Source organism: Massilia sp. TSP1-1-2, from assembly GCF_049896185.1.
Lineage (GTDB): Bacteria > Pseudomonadota > Gammaproteobacteria > Burkholderiales > Burkholderiaceae_D > Telluria_A.
The window spans coordinates 84,982-102,929 of record NZ_JAFCTU010000020.1; the positions used below are offsets into that span (position 1 = coordinate 84,982).

18 protein-coding genes and 1 tRNA gene are annotated in these 17,948 nt (G+C 62.9%); 11 read left to right on the forward strand and 8 right to left on the reverse strand.

The window, feature by feature from the left end; translation table 11 throughout:
- Positions 1–64: 64 nt before the first annotated feature.
- The 7 genes from ACP7BV_RS17485 to ACP7BV_RS17515 all read right to left on the reverse strand — a co-directional run bounded on the left by ACP7BV_RS17485 (position 65) and on the right by ACP7BV_RS17515 (position 5,477).
- A complete protein-coding gene (locus ACP7BV_RS17485) occupies positions 65–1,147 on the reverse strand; it encodes a DUF4272 domain-containing protein (RefSeq protein WP_426105620.1) in 1,083 nt (360 codons plus the stop codon).
- Between the two features lie 5 nt (positions 1,148–1,152).
- Positions 1,153–2,271: a glutamate 5-kinase gene (proB, locus tag ACP7BV_RS17490; protein ID WP_426105621.1), complete on the reverse strand. Its 1,119-nt coding sequence runs from the start codon at positions 2,269–2,271 to the stop codon at positions 1,153–1,155.
- A complete protein-coding gene (locus ACP7BV_RS17495; RefSeq protein ID WP_426105622.1) occupies positions 2,268–2,681 on the reverse strand; it encodes a DUF4345 family protein in 414 nt (137 codons plus the stop codon). The genes proB and ACP7BV_RS17495 overlap by 4 nt, the downstream gene beginning before the upstream one ends.
- On the reverse strand, positions 2,682–3,791 hold the full coding sequence (gene obgE, locus ACP7BV_RS17500; RefSeq protein ID WP_426105623.1) for a GTPase ObgE: 1,110 nt from the start codon (positions 3,789–3,791) through the stop codon (positions 2,682–2,684). It abuts the gene before it with no gap.
- Between the two features lie 114 nt (positions 3,792–3,905).
- Positions 3,906–4,193 (reverse strand): 50S ribosomal protein L27, encoded by a 288-nt coding sequence (rpmA, locus tag ACP7BV_RS17505; RefSeq protein ID WP_426105625.1) that lies wholly within the window; start codon positions 4,191–4,193, stop codon positions 3,906–3,908.
- 52 nt (positions 4,194–4,245) lie between these two features.
- Positions 4,246–4,557 carry a 50S ribosomal protein L21 gene (rplU, locus tag ACP7BV_RS17510; protein WP_038500602.1) on the reverse strand — a complete coding sequence of 104 codons (312 nt, stop codon included), beginning with the start codon at positions 4,555–4,557 and terminating at the stop codon, positions 4,246–4,248.
- A 134-nt stretch (positions 4,558–4,691) separates the two neighbouring features.
- A complete protein-coding gene (locus ACP7BV_RS17515) occupies positions 4,692–5,477 on the reverse strand; it encodes a substrate-binding periplasmic protein (protein WP_426105627.1) in 786 nt (261 codons plus the stop codon).
- A 199-nt stretch (positions 5,478–5,676) separates the two neighbouring features.
- Between ACP7BV_RS17515 and ispB the strand changes: the two genes are divergently transcribed.
- The 11 genes from ispB (at position 5,677) to ACP7BV_RS17570 (ending at position 17,064) form a co-directional block, all read left to right on the forward strand.
- Positions 5,677–6,666, forward strand: a complete 990-nt coding sequence (gene ispB, locus ACP7BV_RS17520) for an octaprenyl diphosphate synthase (protein WP_426105628.1) — start codon at positions 5,677–5,679, stop codon at positions 6,664–6,666.
- A 78-nt stretch (positions 6,667–6,744) separates the two neighbouring features.
- A complete protein-coding gene (locus ACP7BV_RS17525; protein WP_426105629.1) occupies positions 6,745–7,656 on the forward strand; it encodes a hypothetical protein in 912 nt (303 codons plus the stop codon).
- Positions 7,657–7,984: 328 nt separating this feature from the next.
- Positions 7,985–10,801 carry an AMP-binding protein gene (locus ACP7BV_RS17530; RefSeq protein WP_426105631.1) on the forward strand — a complete coding sequence of 939 codons (2,817 nt, stop codon included), beginning with the start codon at positions 7,985–7,987 and terminating at the stop codon, positions 10,799–10,801.
- A 13-nt stretch (positions 10,802–10,814) separates the two neighbouring features.
- Positions 10,815–12,593 carry an AMP-binding protein gene (locus ACP7BV_RS17535; protein ID WP_426105632.1) on the forward strand — a complete coding sequence of 593 codons (1,779 nt, stop codon included), beginning with the start codon at positions 10,815–10,817 and terminating at the stop codon, positions 12,591–12,593.
- A gap of 25 nt (positions 12,594–12,618) precedes the next feature.
- The gene (locus tag ACP7BV_RS17540) at positions 12,619–13,503 is read left to right on the forward strand and encodes a hypothetical protein (protein WP_426105634.1); all 885 of its coding nucleotides are present in this window, start codon (positions 12,619–12,621) and stop codon (positions 13,501–13,503) included.
- 32 nt (positions 13,504–13,535) lie between these two features.
- The gene (locus tag ACP7BV_RS17545; protein ID WP_426105635.1) at positions 13,536–14,615 is read left to right on the forward strand and encodes an MBOAT family O-acyltransferase; all 1,080 of its coding nucleotides are present in this window, start codon (positions 13,536–13,538) and stop codon (positions 14,613–14,615) included.
- A gap of 6 nt (positions 14,616–14,621) precedes the next feature.
- Positions 14,622–14,765: a hypothetical protein gene (locus ACP7BV_RS17550; RefSeq protein WP_426105637.1), complete on the forward strand. Its 144-nt coding sequence runs from the start codon at positions 14,622–14,624 to the stop codon at positions 14,763–14,765.
- Positions 14,766–14,997: 232 nt separating this feature from the next.
- Positions 14,998–15,074, forward strand: a tRNA-Pro gene (locus tag ACP7BV_RS17555).
- A gap of 270 nt (positions 15,075–15,344) precedes the next feature.
- Positions 15,345–15,929, forward strand: coding sequence for a PAAR domain-containing protein (locus ACP7BV_RS17560; RefSeq protein WP_426105638.1), 585 nt, complete (start codon positions 15,345–15,347; stop codon positions 15,927–15,929).
- Entirely contained in the window at positions 15,926–16,552 is a 627-nt protein-coding gene (locus tag ACP7BV_RS17565; protein ID WP_426105639.1) for a hypothetical protein, read from the forward strand. The genes ACP7BV_RS17560 and ACP7BV_RS17565 overlap by 4 nt, the downstream gene beginning before the upstream one ends.
- Positions 16,549–17,064 (forward strand): hypothetical protein, encoded by a 516-nt coding sequence (locus tag ACP7BV_RS17570; RefSeq protein WP_426105641.1) that lies wholly within the window; start codon positions 16,549–16,551, stop codon positions 17,062–17,064. The genes ACP7BV_RS17565 and ACP7BV_RS17570 overlap by 4 nt, the downstream gene beginning before the upstream one ends.
- Before the next feature lie 539 nt (positions 17,065–17,603).
- Here the strand turns inward: ACP7BV_RS17570 and ACP7BV_RS17575 are convergent.
- A complete protein-coding gene (locus ACP7BV_RS17575; RefSeq protein WP_426105643.1) occupies positions 17,604–17,807 on the reverse strand; it encodes a hypothetical protein in 204 nt (67 codons plus the stop codon).
- Positions 17,808–17,948 lie beyond the last annotated feature (141 nt).

The following is a 17,948-nucleotide window of genomic DNA, read 5'->3' on the forward strand; positions in this document are numbered from 1 at the left end:
GGCACGGGCGAAGGGACTGGCGGCAGTGCGGACAGCTTGAACGGCAATTGGCGGCGACGAACGGTCAGGTCGGCGTGTCGACCTGGTCCCAGGGTGCGTGCTGGAAGCGCACCAGCCAGTTGAGCGCGCGGTGCCGTTCCATGACGACGTCCGCATCGAGTCCGGCGGGGGCAACGCCGTTTTTCAGGCGCGACTGGCGGATATGCCAGTGCAGGCGGTAATGCAGGTCGAGCGCATCGAGGATCTCGGCGGCCGGGCGCAGGCGCGGCCCGCGCATCTCGATCAGCGTTGCCACCACGTTGGCGGGATCGGCCGGCGCAGTTGGATATGGCAGCTCAGCGACCAGGCCAAGCGCCCATTCCAGCAGGTACAGGCTTTCGTAACGCCAGATGAACTGGGCGCAATCGGCCTGCGCTGGCGCTTCCTGGTCCAGGAAGGCCTGCTCCTGGGGCGAGAGCGCGTCGTCCGCCAGGGGCATTTTGGCAAGCAGCGTCTCGACCGGCATCGCCTCGCCAGAGGCGACCGACTCGGCGCGCAGCGCAACGAGCAGCAAGGCGCGCGCACGCTCGACTGTCTCGTCCCGGCTGCGCAATGCCAGTTCGGCTTCGCACACAAGGGGCGGCAGCGTGACGGGCACGTCAACGCCGCGCGCGGCGAGCATGGCAACGGTGGCGTCCTTGCGCGCCAGCGCCTGCTCGGGATACGGCAGCCGAGCCTGCGGATCGGCCTTGCCGTCGTCCACGCCGACCAGCACGCGCCCTTGCGGGTCGGTGACGCTGCCGTCCGGCCCGATCAGCAGCGCATTGGCTTGCGCGGCCCATGCATAAAACGCCGCCAGACCATCAACGCTCACGCTGATGCTCAGGTGATGCTGCACCCGCTGCAGGTGCAAAATCACGTGGTATTTGTCGCGTGACATCTCGCCGTCGCCGCGGCTCAATACATAGCCGCAAAAATCGTTCAGGTCGGCCAGCAGCGCCGGATCGGACAAATCGAAGCGCTCGTGCAGCGTGTGCGCAAAAACAGGCTGCGCGATCTCGAGCCGCGTGCAGTATGCATTGAACAGGATCGTCTCGCCCACCGGCGCCGGGACTGGCGCCGGCGAGCTGCCCTTGCGCGCGAACAGCGCCTTGAATCGCTCGATCATGTTGCTCACACCAGGACCAGATTATCACGATGGATCAGCTCAGGACCCTCCAGGAAACCGAGCAATGCTTCGATCTCGGACGAAGGCCGGCGCATGATGCGGCGCGCCTCCGTGCTGGTGTAGTTGCTGATGCCGCGCGCAATGGCGCTGCCGTCTTCGGCCAGGCAGGTGATGACGGCGCCGCGCCCGAATTCACCCTTCACTTCGATCACGCCGATCGGCAGCAGCGACTTGCCTTCGCGCGTGAGCTTGGCCACGGCGCCCGCATCAAGCACCACCTTGCCGGCGGTATGCAGGTGATCCGACATCCACTGCTTGCGTGCCGTCAGGCGCCCGGTTTGCGCAAGGAGCTGGGTGCCGATCGCTTCGCCGGCGGCCAGGCGCGTGAGCACATCGCTGTCGCGGCCCCAGGCGATGATGGTGTGCGCGCCGGAACCGGCCGCGCGGCGCGCCGCCAGGATCTTGGTCAGCATACCGCCGCGCCCGATGCTGCTGCCGGCGCCGCCGGCCATCGCTTCGAGCGCCGGGTCGCCCGCCTTGCCCTGGGCGATCAGCACCGCGTTCGGATCCTTGCGCGGGTCGGCCGAAAACAGGCCGTGCTGGTCGGTCAGGATGATCAGGGCATCGGCCTCAATCAGGTTGGCCACCAGCGCGCCGAGCGTGTCATTGTCACCGAACTTGATTTCATCGGTGACGACGGTATCGTTCTCGTTGATGATGGGGACCACTTTCAGGCGCAGCAGCGTGGTCAGCGTCGAGCGCGCGTTCAGGTAGCGTTCGCGGTCGGCCAGGTCGGCGTGCGTGAGCAGCACTTGCGCCGTGCCCAGGCCATGCGCGCGAAAGCTCGACTCGTAAATTTGCGCCAGCCCCATCTGCCCGACTGCGGCGCAGGCCTGCAGTTCGTGGATGTCCGTGGGGCGTTTTTCAAAGCCCAGGCGCAGCATGCCTTCGGCAATCGCGCCGGAGCTGACCAGCACCACTTCCTTGCCGAGCGCGCGCAGCGCGGCGATCTGGCATGCCCAGCGCGCGATGGCGCCGTGATCGAGCCCGCGCCCGTCGTTGGTGACGAGCGAGGAGCCTACTTTGATGATGATGCGGTTGGCTGTTTGTATGACGGATTTCATCGGCGGGTCGGAGTCGGCGTGGGCGGGCGCAAGGCGAGCAGCGCGACGCCGCACAGCACTTCGAGCCCGCAAAGGACGAGTAAAAATCCCTGTGGCAGACCGATGGCAAAGGCCGCGATGAAGCGGCCGACCGGCTGCGCCAGGACGAACAAAGCTGTGATATCGCCGAGCAGTGGCTGGTCGCCGTGCCTTGCCGCCAACAGCGCCAGGGCCGCGGTAGCGAGCCTGACGCCGACGTACATGGCGTAAAACTGGCTGTAGCCGTTTACGCCAACGAGTAACATGCCCAGGCCCGTCGCGATGCGGTCCGGGTCCAGCAGAGCCCACAGGGCGGCCAGCGAACAGACGAGCGCAACGACCTTGAGCAGCGTGGCGCGCTCTACGGTCCTGGACTTTGAAACAAACAACACTTAATCGAGGATCTTGAAGCGCGGATCGTCCGGATCGATCGACGCAATGCCGCGTGCTTCTTCGGTCATCTGCGTTTCTTCGGCGCGGTGTTCGCTTTGCTTCTTGGCCTCGAGGTGCTGGTAAATCGCGTTGACCAGTTCAGGACAACCCTGGTGGTTCAGCGCCGAGATCTCGAACACGGGACCCTTCCAGGCCATGCGCTTGACGAAATCCTTGACCAGCTTTTTGCGGTCTTCTTCCGGCACCACGTCGAGCTTGTTGAGCACGAACCAGCGCGGCTTGTCGACCAGCGACTCGTCGTACTTTTCCAGCTCCTTGATGAGCGCCTTGGCTTCCTTGACCGGATCGACGTTGGTCTCGAACGGCGCCATGTCGACGATGTGCAGCAGCAGGCCGGTGCGCTGCAGGTGGCGCAGGAACTGGTGCCCGAGGCCCGCGCCTTCGGAGGCGCCTTCGATCAGGCCGGGAATGTCGGCGATCACAAAGCTTTTTTCGTGCGAAACGCGCACCACGCCCAGGTTCGGGTGCAGCGTGGTGAACGGGTAGTCGGCGATCTTCGGCTTGGCGTTCGACACGGCCGTAATAAATGTCGACTTGCCGGCGTTGGGCATGCCCAACAGGCCAACGTCGGCGAGCACTTTGAGCTCCAAACGCAGTTCGCGCCGCTCGCCTTCCTTGCCCTCGCCCTTTTGGCGCGGTGCGCGGTTGGTCGAGGACTTGAAGTGGATGTTGCCCCAGCCGCCCTCGCCGCCCTTGGCCAGCAGTTCGGTCTGGCCGTGTTCGGTCAGGTCGGCGATGATCTCGCCGTTGTTGTTATCGACGATCAGCGTTCCCACCGGCATGCGCATGAAAATGTCGTCCGCGCCCTTGCCATAGCAATCAGCGCCGCGGCCAGGTTCGCCGTCTTTGCCCTTGTGCATTTTGGAGTAGCGGAAATCCACCAGCGTATTGATGTTGCGGTCTGCAACTGCCCAGATGGACGCGCCCTTGCCGCCATCGCCACCGTCCGGTCCGCCAAATGGGCGGAACTTCTCGCGACAGAACGAGGCGCAGCCATTGCCGCCGTCGCCGGCGATGACTTCGATTTTTGCTTCGTCGATAAACTTCATATTTTTGCCGCCATAAAACTAAAAAGGCTCTACCTTGGGGAGAGCCTTTCGATTGAAGGCTCGCGCCTTACAAATGCGCGCCATGACGGCGCGCTTTACAACTGAACTGCCAACTTACGCTGCTGCTACCACTGCTGCTGGCGCTTCGTTCGGGATCACGGTGACGAATTGCTTCGAACCGGCACCCTTGACAACGAACTTGACCTTGCCGTCGACCAGCGCGAACAAGGTGTGATCCTTGCCCAGGCCGACGTTTTCGCCTGCGCGCACCGGAGTGCCGCGCTGACGGATGATGATGCCGCCGGCATTGATCGCCTGGCCGCCGTAGACCTTAACGCCAAGGCGCTTTGATTCTGAGTCGCGGCCGTTGCGCGTTGTGCCGCCGCCTTTTTTGTGTGCCATTTGTTACTCCTGATAGCTGGTTAACCGGACGAGATACGTCGGGCAACGGCAATTAGCCGTTAATCGATACGATTTGGATTTCGGTGAAATTCTGACGATGGCCTTGGTGTTTCTGGTAGTGCTTACGACGACGCATCTTGAAAATCTTCACTTTATCGTGACGACCGTGTGCCACAACAGTGACCAGTACCGTTGCACCTTCGACCAATGGCGCACCAAACTTAATGGTGTCGCCCGCTCCTACTGCGAGTACTTGATCGATGGTGATTTCGGAACCAATGTCTGCCGGTATCTGTTCTACTTTAAGTTTTTCGCCAGCGACAACTTTATACTGCTTGCCACCGGTTTTTATGACCGCATACATGATATGAAACCTCATCAAATGTTAAAAGATTTCCCTGGCCTAAGCCGGGGGAACCGCAGATTATACATGGATTGTTTTTTTTCGTCAAAAGGTAAGCACAGCGCCGCTGGTTCGTGGTATGTCGACAACTTGACTCACTGGCCGCCGTAAGAGCGGCGGATGCGCTCGAGCACGCCGCGCCGCTGCAGGCAGACAATGGCGGCGTCAATCCGCTCGACGTAGGCCTGGGGCACGGTGGCACGGTTGAACATCAAATGCACGGGGGCCTGCACCACCCAGAACGGGAGCGGCTGGACCTGGACGCCCGCGCGCACAGCGGCGTGCTCGGCTGCGGCAGCGTCGCCCAGCATGAAACTGACGCGACCGGCAGCGAGCATGTGGATGCCCTGCGCAAAGTCGCCAAAGCGCGACAGGCGCCCGGCGCCGCGCAAGGCAGCGGCCTCGCGCTCGAACACCGGGCCGTACCAGCCGGCGCGCGGCGCCACCAGCGATACGGGCGCGGCCAAAAAGTCGGGAAAGCTGCGAATGGCGCGAAAGCGCTCGGCCTGCCGGGCCAGCGCAAACAGGCCGATCGTCTCGTCCCGGTAGGGTTGACTGAAATGGGCCAGTTTCAGCCGCTCTGGCGTGCGCGAGGCGCCCGACATCAGGTCGATGTCACCTTGTTCGAACAGGGTCATGTTGCGCGTGGCGGGCTTGTAGTCCAGCTCGATCAACTGGCAGTCAGCCTCCTTGAAGATGGCGCGCACCATGTCGGCATCGATTCCGGTGAAATGCATGGCGGCATCGTAATACGCATACGGTTCCCAGCGCCCGGTAGCCATGCTGATCGAGCGGCTGCAAGATTGCGCCTGCGCCACGGCGGGCCACGCAAGGGCCAGCGCCGCCAGGACCAGGCCCAACTCCTTGCATCGTCGCCTCATCCGCACCATTGCACTATGCATCCTGCCAGCATATAGGACAATCGGCCGGCACGAGCGCCCATCCGGCCCCAAGGGCGCTTTTGTTGCATGGCCGGATTGTCGCGATTGCAACGTTTATACGCCTTGCAAGTTGCAAACACGGCGGCGTCGCGGGCCATGTCGTATAATCCCCGCACCCAACGTCTATTGCAGGTTCGCCTTGTCCGCCGCCATCCTTACCGCCCCACAAAATAATATCGCCCACTCGATCGCCGCCGACATGGCTGCGGTCAACACGGTGATCCGCGAGCGCCTGCATTCCGAGGTCAGCCTTGTGAACCAGATCGCCGAGTACATCATCAGTGCCGGCGGCAAGCGGATTCGTCCGGTCTTGGTGCTGCTGGTGGCCAACGCGTATGGCTACCAAGGCACGGCGCACCATGAGCTGGCGGCGGTGGTTGAATTCATCCACACCGCCACGCTGCTGCACGACGACGTCGTGGACGAATCGTCGATGCGGCGCGGGCGCCAGACGGCCAACGCGCTGTTCGGCAATGCCGCCTCGGTGCTGGTGGGCGACTTTTTATATTCGCGCGCCTTCCAGATGATGGTGGGTTTGAACAATATGCGCGTTATGCAAATTCTGTCGGACGCCACCAACGTGATCGCCGAAGGCGAAGTGCTGCAGTTACTGAACATGCACGATCCGGACGTCAGCCAGGAAAGTTATTTGCAGGTGATCCGCTCCAAGACGGCCAAGCTGTTCGAAGCGGCCGCTGAACTGGGCGCGCTCATTTCCGGCGCCAGCGACGCCGACATTTTGGCCGCTGGCGAATATGGCCGTTCGCTGGGTACGGCGTTCCAGTTGATCGACGACGTGCTCGACTATGCGGGCGACGCCACTGAAATCGGCAAGAACGTGGGCGACGACCTGCGCGAAGGCAAGCCGACGTTGCCCCTGATCTACCTAATGGAAAACGGCACGCCGGAACAGCGCGAGCTGGTGCGCGACTGCATCGAGCAGGGCGACGAGCAGCATTTCGACGCCATCCTGGCGGCCATTACCAGCAGCGGCGCGCTCGACTTTACGCGGCGCGCGGCCGAAGTGGCCGCCAAGCGGGCCTCGGACGCCATCGCCGGCTTGCCGGACAGCGTATACAAACAAAGCTTGCTGCAGCTGTGCACGTTTGCGGTCGACCGCAACCATTAACAGACACCCTTCGCGCCGCCCAATCTCGGCCGCGCTGGCGACGATTCCAAACTTCATTGAAGCACGGCCGCAATCGCGATGACCGGGTTTCACCTGATGCTCACTACGGACAAAGTTGACGCCATCGCTGCGGCACTGCGCACCATTATCGCGCGCGACTATGGTGCGCGCGGGCTCCACGACATTGGCCCCTTGCAGGTCGTGGCAGGTAAGGATGCCGTTGGCGACGATGACTATGGCAGGAACGGTATCGTCACGGTCTCGGGGAACGGCATTGTGTTTTGGCAGCGGATAGAACACGACAGGGGGCCGTATTCGATCCTGCGCGTGCCAATTGACGGCCTTGCCGGCTTTATGAGCGTGGTGATGTGGCCGCGCCTGATGAAAGCGTGGGATGCACACCGGCTGATGGCCGACAACGCCTGGACCGGGCAAGAACGCGCCGCGATCGATGCCTGGGAATTGGCGAAGGCGCGACTGCGGCGCCTGATTCACCGGGATCATCTTGAGCGCATGGCGCCCCATCCGCAATTGCGCGATTTTTATCTGGCAGTGCACAGCCGCGATGCGCCCGCGCTGCGGCGCTACGCGGGGGAACTTCCAGGCCACGTGGCGCAAATCGATGGCGCGCAAATCCATACCCTGGCCCAGGCCATTGAGGATGGCGATCGCGAGCTTACGCTCTCGCAGGAAAGCTTCCTGGTCTTTCGCGCAATGTTCATAGCCGTCATGGAGAACGGCGACTACGATTACCGGAGCGACGAGCAGGGTGCCAGTTTGAACGAGGTAATGGAACAGAGCACCGCCGTCTTTCGCGCGGCGCAGCGGCGCTATTCGGCGCAGTTCCTGGCATTATGTTTATCCCCGGAGCTGCTCGGCATTCGGGCGCTGCATTTCGCCGGCATGCCGGAGGGTGAATGCGCCGCCTATTGCGCCCTGATGTCGGACTTCGTCGATGCGAAGCTGGCGACCTACGAGCAGCCGTCATAGTGCCGCTAGCTGCAGCGCCTCAAAACAGGCGGCTGTGGCGGCTGACCGCGCAGCGATACACAGGCGGTTCACGCGGTCAAGGCACAACCGGACATTAGTCCGCTTCCAAACAAGCATGGTTTCCGCCATTCCGGCGCATAAGCAACTTGCGCTTTCCTCAGCCATCGAAGCTTGTGACGGACGGCCACCGAACGCGGACCACCCAAGCCCTGGATCCAGCCGCCCTCACCGGGACCACGCGACTGGACAGAAATAAATTAGGCCGTATCATGCACAACCTCCTTGGCACAATTACCGATCGGCATACGCCGCGCCGCTCCCCACCTTCATGTTGAAATCCACGCTAGAGCTACTTGCCTGTCCTGCCTGCCGGGTTGCCCTGCACACGGGATCGGCGCAGCATTCCGGCAGCCGCCTGATGTCGGGCGTGCTGTCGTGCCCGCATTGTGCGCTCCAGGTCCCCGTGACAGAAGGCTTCGCCTTGTTCACTTGCACGGCGCCAGGCACGCTCCCGGAATCAGCCAAGGAACAACTCGGTGCGTCGGCCGCCTACCGGTCCTTCGTGCACCAGCGCCACACGCGGCGCCTGCCCGACCGCTACGCCGCGTTCCAGCCGTTTAACGAGTCGACGCGCGCCTTTTACGCCCTGCTCGACCTGATTCGTCCGCGCTTGAAGCCCGGCGACGCGATCCTCGACACCTGGGGCCGCACCGGATGGAGCGGCGAAATGCTGGCGGCGGCGTTTCCAGAGCAACACATCGTTTCCATTTGGGAGGGCAATTTTGACGTGCTGGGCTATGCGGGCTATGCCCACTGGCTGCCGGCCGCGCGCCGCGCGCCCAATCACGACGTCATCTTCGTCGCGCCGGGCGGCGGCTTGCCTTTCCTCGATCACGCATTTGCGCTGGTGCACGGCCTGGACTCGCTGCACCGCTATGCGGCGTCGATGTTCGCCGGCGAAGTCTTGCGCGTGACGCGCGCGGACGGCGTGATCGTGTTCCCTCATGTGCATTTGTCGAACAGCGAGCCGACACCTTTTTTCGAACGCGGCGGCAATATCGTGCCTGGCCGCAGCTACCAGCAACGCTTTGAGCAGGCCGCCGCACGGGCCGGGCGCAGCGTGGTGGTGATGGCCGAAGCGGTGCTGTTTGCCGGCGGCGAGCGTCTGCGCTCGGACCCCGAGACGCCCCACTACAACGCGCTGGTGGCGCTGGTGCCGCCCGCCTTCGACGGCGCGCCGCTGCGCAGCGCCAATCTGGATCTGTGCCTGCCGCACGCGCGGGCGGTCTTCAATCCCTTGCTGCGCGTCGATAGCCTTGATGGCAGCGCGGCGCCCGATCCGCATGCGTTCGGCGGCCTGACAGAAGAGTTGTTGCTGCGCCACCCCTGCTACGCCCAGCGCCTGGCCGCACTGGGGATGCAGCGGCTCGACGCTACGCAACTGCGCATCCTGTTCCAGTTGAGCCAGCTGCTGACGCTGGAAGAAACCGCGCAGCGCCTCGCTATGCCGTTCGAGACCGTGGCGCTGCTGGTCGGGCGCATGGTGACCCAGGAAATGCTGCAAGTGGCGCCGCTGAGCGGCGCGATGCATCAGCTGCAGTCGTACTACAGCGACCAGATCGTGCGGCCCCTGCCGCGCGAAAGCAATTTTGAATATCTGTGGCGCTTGCTGCCGGACTTGTACGGCGACAAGCCGTTGCTCGTTTCCGGTGCTGACGACAGCGCGTTCGGCTGGGACGAGGTCCAGCTGCTGGTGCCGGCGCTGCAGCGCGGCTTGCTCGCGCTCGGCGTCAAAGCGGGCGATCGGGTGGCCATGCTGAGCGCGCCGCATCCGGAAGCCATTCTGCTGACCTGGGCAATCTGGCGCAATGGCAGCGTGCTGGTGCCGCTGCGCAAAGAACTGGCCGAGAACCCGACCGAGCTGACCGAACTGCTGCAACGCATCGCGCCGGCCTTGGTGATACTGGACCGTCCGCGCGCCGCCGCTGCCGCCTTGTCCGCCGCTCCGATACTGCTGCTCGACGATTGTGCCGGCGACGCCGGCGACGCGCTGCCCGGCGAGCCGCAACTGGCTCACTTGCTGCCCGACTGGCTGGACCTGCCGGCCGCCGCCACCCCGGCCGTTGCCCCGGACGCTCCTGCCGTCATTCTGTTCACGTCCGGCAGCACGGGCCGGCCGAAAGGGGTAGTGCTGAGCCAGCGGGCGCTGCTGCTTAGTGGCCAACTGGCCGCTACCGAATTTGGCTGGCACGACAAGGACGTCCTGCTGTCCCTGGGCGAGCAGCACACCATGAGCGGCTTGCGCAACCCGGCGCTGGCGGCCCTGTTTGCAGGCGCCACCGTCTACCTGCCGAGCGCGGCCCAGCGCGCCCATCCGGGCGCGACCTTGCAGGCAGCCGCCGAACACGGCGTCACGCTGCTCGCTGCCGGCCCGGCCTGGCTGGCGCTGCTGGACCGGCTGGCGCCGCACCTGACTTGCCATCCAAGCGCGCTGCGCCAGATCGTCACGACCGGCGCCACCTTGCCGTCGGCGCTGCACGCTGCGGTCTGCGCGCGCATGCGGGTGCAGATCGTCGATTATTTCGGGCTCACCGAAACCGGCGGCCTGTGCCTCGTGTTCGAGCACGACGGCGGTGCAGCGGCGCGCGGCCGACCCGCTGGCGCGCTGCTGCAAATTTGCGACTACGACGATCAACCGGTCGCCCCTGGCATCGCCGGGCAATTACGGGTGCACAGCAATCAGTTACTGAGCGCCTATTGGGGCGACCAGGCCGGCAGCGCCCTGCGCGGCGGCTGGTTTTACACGGGCGACATCGCCAGCCACGATGGCCAAGGCCGGATCACGCTGCTGGGGAGGCGCGACGACCAGCTGAAAAACGAATTTGGCGAAGTGGTCCACCCGGCCCCGCTCGAGCGCCTGCTGGCCGGCCACCCGCACGTGCGCGACGCCGCGCTGGTGCAGGGGCCGCACGGGCTGGTCAGCCTGCTCGTCACCGACGCCGGGTTCGACCTGCCCGACTTTGCCAACTGGTGCCGCAGCCGCAGCGCCGGCACCTACCTGCCGCGCGTCGTGGTCCAGGTCGCGGCGTTGCCACAAACGGCCGCAGGAAAACTGGACCGGCGCGGCTTGGCAGCACTTCTTTAACAACAGGAATCTCATGTTTCAACCACGCCCGACAGCCTTGCAATTTCTGTGCGGCCCCCACCCGCTGACCTACGCCGCGCTGGAACAGGCAATTGCCCAGGTTGCCGCCCACTTGCTGGCGCGCGAACTGGGTGGCAAGCGGGTCCTGTTCGCGGTGGCCGACGACCACCATGCGGCGCCGCTGCTGCTCGGCTGCATGCGCGCGGGGGCGCTGCCGCTGTTGCTCGATCCCGGCACGCCGGCCCTGCAAGTAGGTGCCATCCTGGCCGCGCACGCCATCGACGGCATGATCGCCGACGCCGCCCTGATCGAACGCTGGGCCGGCCAGCCTCTGCCCGCAAAGCAACTGCGCGTGACCGCCGGCGCCGGCAAGGGCATGCTGCTCAACAAGCTGCTGGGACGGCGCGCACCGGCCGACCTGGACAGTTGGCCTGGCTTGCTGGCCGGGCCCAAGGAACCGGTGTTGCCGCCGCCGCAACAGCATGGCAGCGCCTATGTCGTGTTCACGTCCGGCAGCACGGCGCGCCCGAAGGGGGTCGAGATGAGCTGGGCGGCCCTGCACAGCCACCTCGATACGATCGAGCGCCAGTACGCGCTGCACGATGATGCCCGCCTGATGAACCTGATGCCGCTGTCGCATGCCGACGGCCTGGTGCAAGGCTTGCTGCTGTGCTACCGGCGCGGCATCACGCTGGTGCGCCCGGCGCCGTTTTCCATCCCGGCAATTGAACGCATCCTGATCGCCCTGTACCGTGATCGGGTCAGCCACCTGGTGGCGGCGCCAACCGCGCTGGCGCTGCTGCAGCACTACGGCAGCCATCTGGCGGAAAATTTTGCGACCGAGCATTTTCGCTTCGCCATTTCCTGCAGCGCGCCCCTGAGCAGCGCCGTCTGGAATGGCTTTAGCGACACCTTCAAGGTCAAGCTGATCAACACCTATGGATTGAGCGAAACGGGGAGCTGCGGCCTGTACGCGGGCCCGGATGAGGCCAGCCACAAGATCGGCAGCGTGGGCATGCCGCGTGACATGGCCGCGAAGATCCTGCGCAGCGATGGCAGCGAAGCGGGCAGTGACGAGGATGGCGAACTGTGCCTGCAAGGCGCCAATCTGATGCAGGGCTATCTGGACGATCCGCAAGCGAGCGCGAAAGTGCTGATTGACGGCTGGCTGCACACGGGCGACCAGGCCCGGCGCGACGCCGACGGTATTTACTGGATCGTGGGACGGATCAAGGACTTGATCATTTGCGGTGGCTACAACTTGTCGCCGGAAGCGATCAACAGCGTGCTGATGCTGCATCCGGCAGTGATCGAAGCGGCCGCGCTTGGTGTGCCCGATGCGCTGTGGGGCGAAATTCCGGTCGCGTGCGTCGTCTTGCGCCCCGGCATGCATGCCGACAGCGTGCAGCTGCTGGCCCATTGCGCGCTGCACCTGGGCGTGCATGAATTGCCGAAAAAAATACAGTTCGTCAGCCAGTTGCCGCGCACGCCGTCGGGCAAGGTGATGCTGGGGCAGCTTCAGCAGGCGCTGCACCAGGAAAGCCGGCCGGACGCGGGCGGCGACCTGCAGGCGCAAATTTTCGCGCTGGCCGCCGGCTTGTTCAACCTGGCGCCGGGTCAGCTGCGGCCCGATTCGGGACCGTCCAATACGCCCGGCTGGGATTCGCTGGCGCACATCAATTTTGTCATTGGCCTGGAAAGCATGTTCGACATCCGCCTGCAGCCGTCCGATGTGGTGCGCATGGAAAGCATGGATGCGACCGTGGCGCTGGTCAAGCGGCTGCGCGCCTGAGATGCGACAGGCCCCTCCTTTGTACGTGTGGGTCGCCGCCGGCGCGCTGGCGCTGGGCATTATCGCCATCGCGTTCCTGCGTCACGCCTCGCTAAACGTCCCGCACGATCCATTGGCGAGCGCCGCCTTGGCAAGGCAGCTGTTAACGGCGCCACGCGCGGCCGGGGAAATCCGGGTATTGGGGCTGGGCTCCTCGCTGCTATGGGCAGCCACACCGCCGGGGCAATTCGACCAGCAATACAAGCAAAGAGGGTTGCACTGGATGCGCCTGATCAAGACAGATGTTGGCCTTGGCGCACTGGGGCCAAGTTTGACGGAAATCGAACACGCACCGCCGGACATTCTGGTGATCGAAAAAAATTTGTTTTTTCTGGATCCGGGCAGGACACGCAACGACGAGGTGACGATCGAAATCAAGGGAACGCTCAAAGCCGGCTTGGCCAAACTGGTTCCCGGAGTATTGCCGCCGCAACCGGTGCAGCAGCAAGAGGCGTTGCCAATGGCAGCGCAGCATTATGCGCTGCCATGCGCGCCGCAGCCTGCGCCGCTTAGCCCGCTACAGCGCGCCCAGTATTTCCGCGGCTCGCAGCTCGCCTACGCCCAGGCGCAGATCGACCCAGCATTGGTCGCCGGCCTGCTGCGCCTGGCGCGGCGTGGCGTCCGTATCATGATTCTGGACATTCCGCGCCATGCAGATCTGGAGCAGAGCACGGCCAGCGTAAAAGAACACTGGTTTGCCCGCCTTCGCCAAGCCCTGCCGCCCGGCCCCGCGCTGAGCTATCACACGGCACCCTCGCACCGGCAAACCGATTTGTATTGCGACGGCGCACACCTGAGTGCCGCCGGCAGTCGCTTGTTCGGCCGCTGGTGGCTGGACGAACTGGCTACCAGCATGAAAGATGCACCCTGATGGTCTGGCTGACCAGCTTTGGATTGCTCTTCATGGCGGGTACCATCTTGCTGTACTGGAGTGTAGCGGCTGCTTGGCGGCCCGCTGTACTGAGTGCTGCCGGCGCGGCGCTGGTGGCACACGACGGCTGGTCCAGCCTGCTCGCCTGGAGCGCGCTGGTCGCGTGGCTGGCCGTGCTGTGCGGCCCGCGCTGGCAGCGCGCCGCCCTGGTCAAAAACATCGGCCTGGCCGGCTTGCTGCTCGGGTTCGGACTATATCAGTATGCCAAGGCTTGGCACGGGATGGCTGCCTACCTGGGGTTCGCATTCGTCAGTCTGAAGGCCTGGCATATGCTTGCCGAGCACGGCGAGGGCGCATCCAGCCAGGGGCGCATGCCAAGTTCGCTGGCCTACCTGCTCTTCCCGGCCACGATCGCGGTCGGCCCGGTGCAGCGTTTTGACGCTTTCAGACTCGAATTGATGCGCGCGCGATGGGCCAGCCAGGACGCATCGCGCGCATTGGAACGCATGCTGTATGGCTATTGCAAGGTGGTTTTGCTCGCCAACTACCTGCTGGCCCGCAATCTCAACGCTCTGCAAGGATTCACCGGCGACCCCTGGTGCGAAACTTACCTGGGGCTGGTGGCCTATGGCCTGGACCTGTACTGGCAATTTTCCGGCTATTGCGATATCGCGATCGGGTTTGCAGCCTTGCTGGGCATACGGGTGCCGGAAAACTTCCGCTTCCCGTTCGCGGCGCGCAGCCTGCCCGACTTTTGGCGGCGCTGGCATATCACGGTGTCCGAATGGTGCCGCGATTTCGTGTTCCGGCCGGTGTTTGCGCGCAGCCATCAATATTTGCTGGCGAGCCTGTGCGGCATGATGGTGCTCGGCCTGTGGCACGAACTGTCGCCGCGCTACCTGCTGTGGGGCGCCTTTCACGGGCTCGGCCTGGGCATCGCCCACCTGTGGTCCAAGCACGCCCCTTTCGCGGCAAAGTTACGCGATTACAAGGCATGGCGCATTACGTGCTGGTGGTTAACGCTGCAATTTGTGATCGTCAGCTTTGCCTTCACCTCCACCGACTCGCTGGCTGACGCTTTCGGGCAAATCCGCATCCTGGCGGGACTTTAAAGGAACATGATGCGCATTTACGCAATGCTTCTACGGTGGCTGCCCGCGCCGCTTGCCAATCTGGTGATGGTGCTGTGGTATGGCGCCTTGCTGCTCGCACTCTGGCTGGCGCCCGCGGTCGGTTTGGGGTTTCGCTACGGGCAAATATAGCGGTTGACACACCGTCGTCCATCTTTCGCGTGTCCTGTTTGCCCCGTCGTTGAGCGCCGCGGTATCGGGCAGGTTGGCCGGTAAAAAGCGGGCGTCCAATAGCGTGCTTTTCGCCGAAAATTTCACTGTGGCCCCCTTCGTAGAAAATTCGGCGCAGCGTTGAGCAGATCCAAGCTCCGTGATGCGCGACCGTTGAAGGGTGCGAAAAATTCTGCTGTAATGATTCTGTCGGCGGGGTTTGGCTCAGCCTGGTAGAGCGCTGCGTTCGGGACGCAGAGGCCGGAGGTTCGAATCCTCTCACCCCGACCAAGTGTAGGGATTGGCCGCCGATCGAACGCATCGCCTCGCGCGAGCCCTGGCCACCAGCCACTTACTTCCGTCGCGGCATTGCCCACTGGGGGAGAGAGTTCGTCAAACCGCTTCCGCAGCGCCCCGCCCCGTACTGCTTGCCCGACCACCGCCCGCAGTGCTGGCACCACCATTGCCATGTCAGCCATTTTGCTTTTATTGCACTTTACTCATAAGAGCATCATAATCATGAGGAGGCTGGCGGGCAGGTCTGGTTAAAAAGGGATACGCATGGCAGGCGAAATCATTCGAATGGGCGACAAGACGAGCCACGGCGGCACCGTGTTGGAGGGATCGCCAACTGATATCTGCATGGGCAAGCCGATTGCATTCATCGGCCACCAGACCCATTGCCCCAAGTGCAAGGGAACCTATCCGATCATAGAAGGCGTGCTGACCACCACGTTTTACGGTAAAGGCGTGGCGGTGGCCGGCATGAAGACGGCCTGCGGTGCAGTACTGTTGGCCGGCCAGTCCACCGACATTGTCGAATGGAGCTCGGGTTCGGGCAGCGCGGCCAAGGCCAGCACCGGCGCGGCAGAGGCAATGGCAACGGCAGCAACGCACGCTGCACCCTCCGGCAATGGCGCGCAGACCAGCAGTGAAAATGATGACGAAATCGAAATCGAGTATTTTTACAGCCTTGTCGGCGAAGACGGCAAGCCAGTCGATGCCTACCGTTACGACCTGCGCATGGCCGATGTGCTGCATACCAAAGCGGGCGCCTACACAAATGGAGAAACCGTCACGATCAGGGGGATCGAACCGAGCCGCCTTGTCACGTGGCTTAACAGGGATGGCGGATCGCGGGCATGAGTGACACCGACAAGATTAGTAAGGAAGTGCGTATTCTGGCTGCCATGTCCTATGGTGAAGCCTCGCCCAAGGATGTGGCCGAAGAAATCGGCGCCATCGCGAATGTGCTGGTGCGCCAGCGAAAGGCGCGCGGGTATTTGGACATGAACACGTTCGTTACGTCCGACAAAACTTTTTCGTTCGTGGTCAAGGACGGCAACGCGCGCTACAAGAAATTCACGAAAGCCAGCGAGGCGGCCATCGCCAAGGACGCAGGCATGACGGCCGCGCTTAACGCGGCCAAACAGGCGCTCGCGAACGATGGCAAGGACTGGTCCAACGGCGGCTATTTTTGGGACGGTGCCGATATCAAGTCCAATTACAAAAATCATTTCAAAGTGAAACATGGGATCCAGTTTTCCGATCCATCGCATAACATCTATGAAATTGAGGAATCGACGAAGCTGGTCATCATCACCAAGACCGTTGTAAAGAAAAAGAAGGGAAAGGTGATCAGTTCGGAAACCGTGGAAGTGGCCAGGTACGACCACATCTATATTTCCACCGCCGCGTATGGCGGTACGATTTTCTGGAAGCACAACCCGGCATATATGGAAGCCACCGGCGCGAAGGAATACAAGTGAAGATACTGCTTGCTGGACTACTTCTGGGCGCCCTCTGCGCGCAGGCAGACGCTAAGCCGAGCCCTGCCGTAGTGGACGCCTGCCTTCGCACTACAAGCGATTCGCCCAAGGTGCATTACACGCCGATACCGGCAGACGCGTTCCAGGTAACCGAGGATGAAGAAGCGGGAAAAACCGATATCACGCTCCGTCACGGACCAGATACGGTCGGGACCTGGGAGGTGACAAAAACGCGCGCGTTCGGGTTGGTTTTCAATGGGAAGGAAACACCGCTGGCACGAGTCACTCGCCTTGACAAGCGCAAGGCGCCTGCAGTGTTCAATCCCTATGAAGCAATATGGGGCGAGGCGCGCGAAGGCAACAAGTCATACATTTGCGCTACCTTCAACTTCGACGGCTTGGGAAAGAGCGGCAGTTTCCAGAACGTGCGCGGGCTGTACCTGATCGAGCGCAGTGCCCGCGCCAAGTCTGCGTTCTATACGTCGGGCAATATAACGGTGAACGAAAAGTAAGCAGTGTCCTCTGGTGTTGTATACAGCACGCGAGGCCGTTGCCGGCGCGACAGGACCACGCCCGCTGGGGCGTGAATCACGCCTCGTGGACCGCTGCGTTCCGGACGCTCTTCATAGAAAGTCGGTTTAAGCAACAGTTCAGCTATCTACTGCCCCCTCTTGTCAGCGAGGTTGTAGATAGACACTGCCCGCACACGGGGTTTTCGTTGCTTTTTCACTCGTCAGTAATGTAGTACCGAGTGTAGTACTGCACGGAAAAACATGCGAAGAATCGCTTTGGTACAGGGCTTAGAAATTCGTACTCATTATTCGGGACGCAGAGGCCGGAGGTTCGAATCCTCTCACCCCGACCAAGTGGAGCGTTTCGCACGGCCCAACAGGCGCTCGGGGAATCGCGGCAAGGCGTCAGAATAGCGTTACCGCTGTTGAGTGTGCGCCGGCTCCACATTCCAGGAAAGAAAACGGTTGTTCAGAGTGTGCGAAGACACTCTGGCCGCTGGTCCGGCATCAAGTAAAGCGGCGCAGCCTCCGGGGCCGGTTCACTTCAGGTTACGGCTGCTGTTGGCAAGCATGCGCGCTTGAAAGTCCGCCATGCGACGGGCGACGTCCGTGCACGCCGCAGCCGGGATCTGGCCCTTGACGTCCAAAGGGTAGAAGGGGTAACGGTCCGTGAAAGCGCCCTTGACGCCGTTCTGGCAAGCGTAGGAGACCATGCCTTCCAGAATAATGTAGCGGCTAATCATGTCCGACACCTTCGGTGCAACGCGCGTGCCGCCGCTGTCGGCAACCTTGATTTCGTCTAGCGTCCCCCCTGTGTCAGACTACTTGTCGGGTGTGTTTTTTGAAAAAATTATGTCCTGATCTTGGTTGTTGTGGTGGAATTT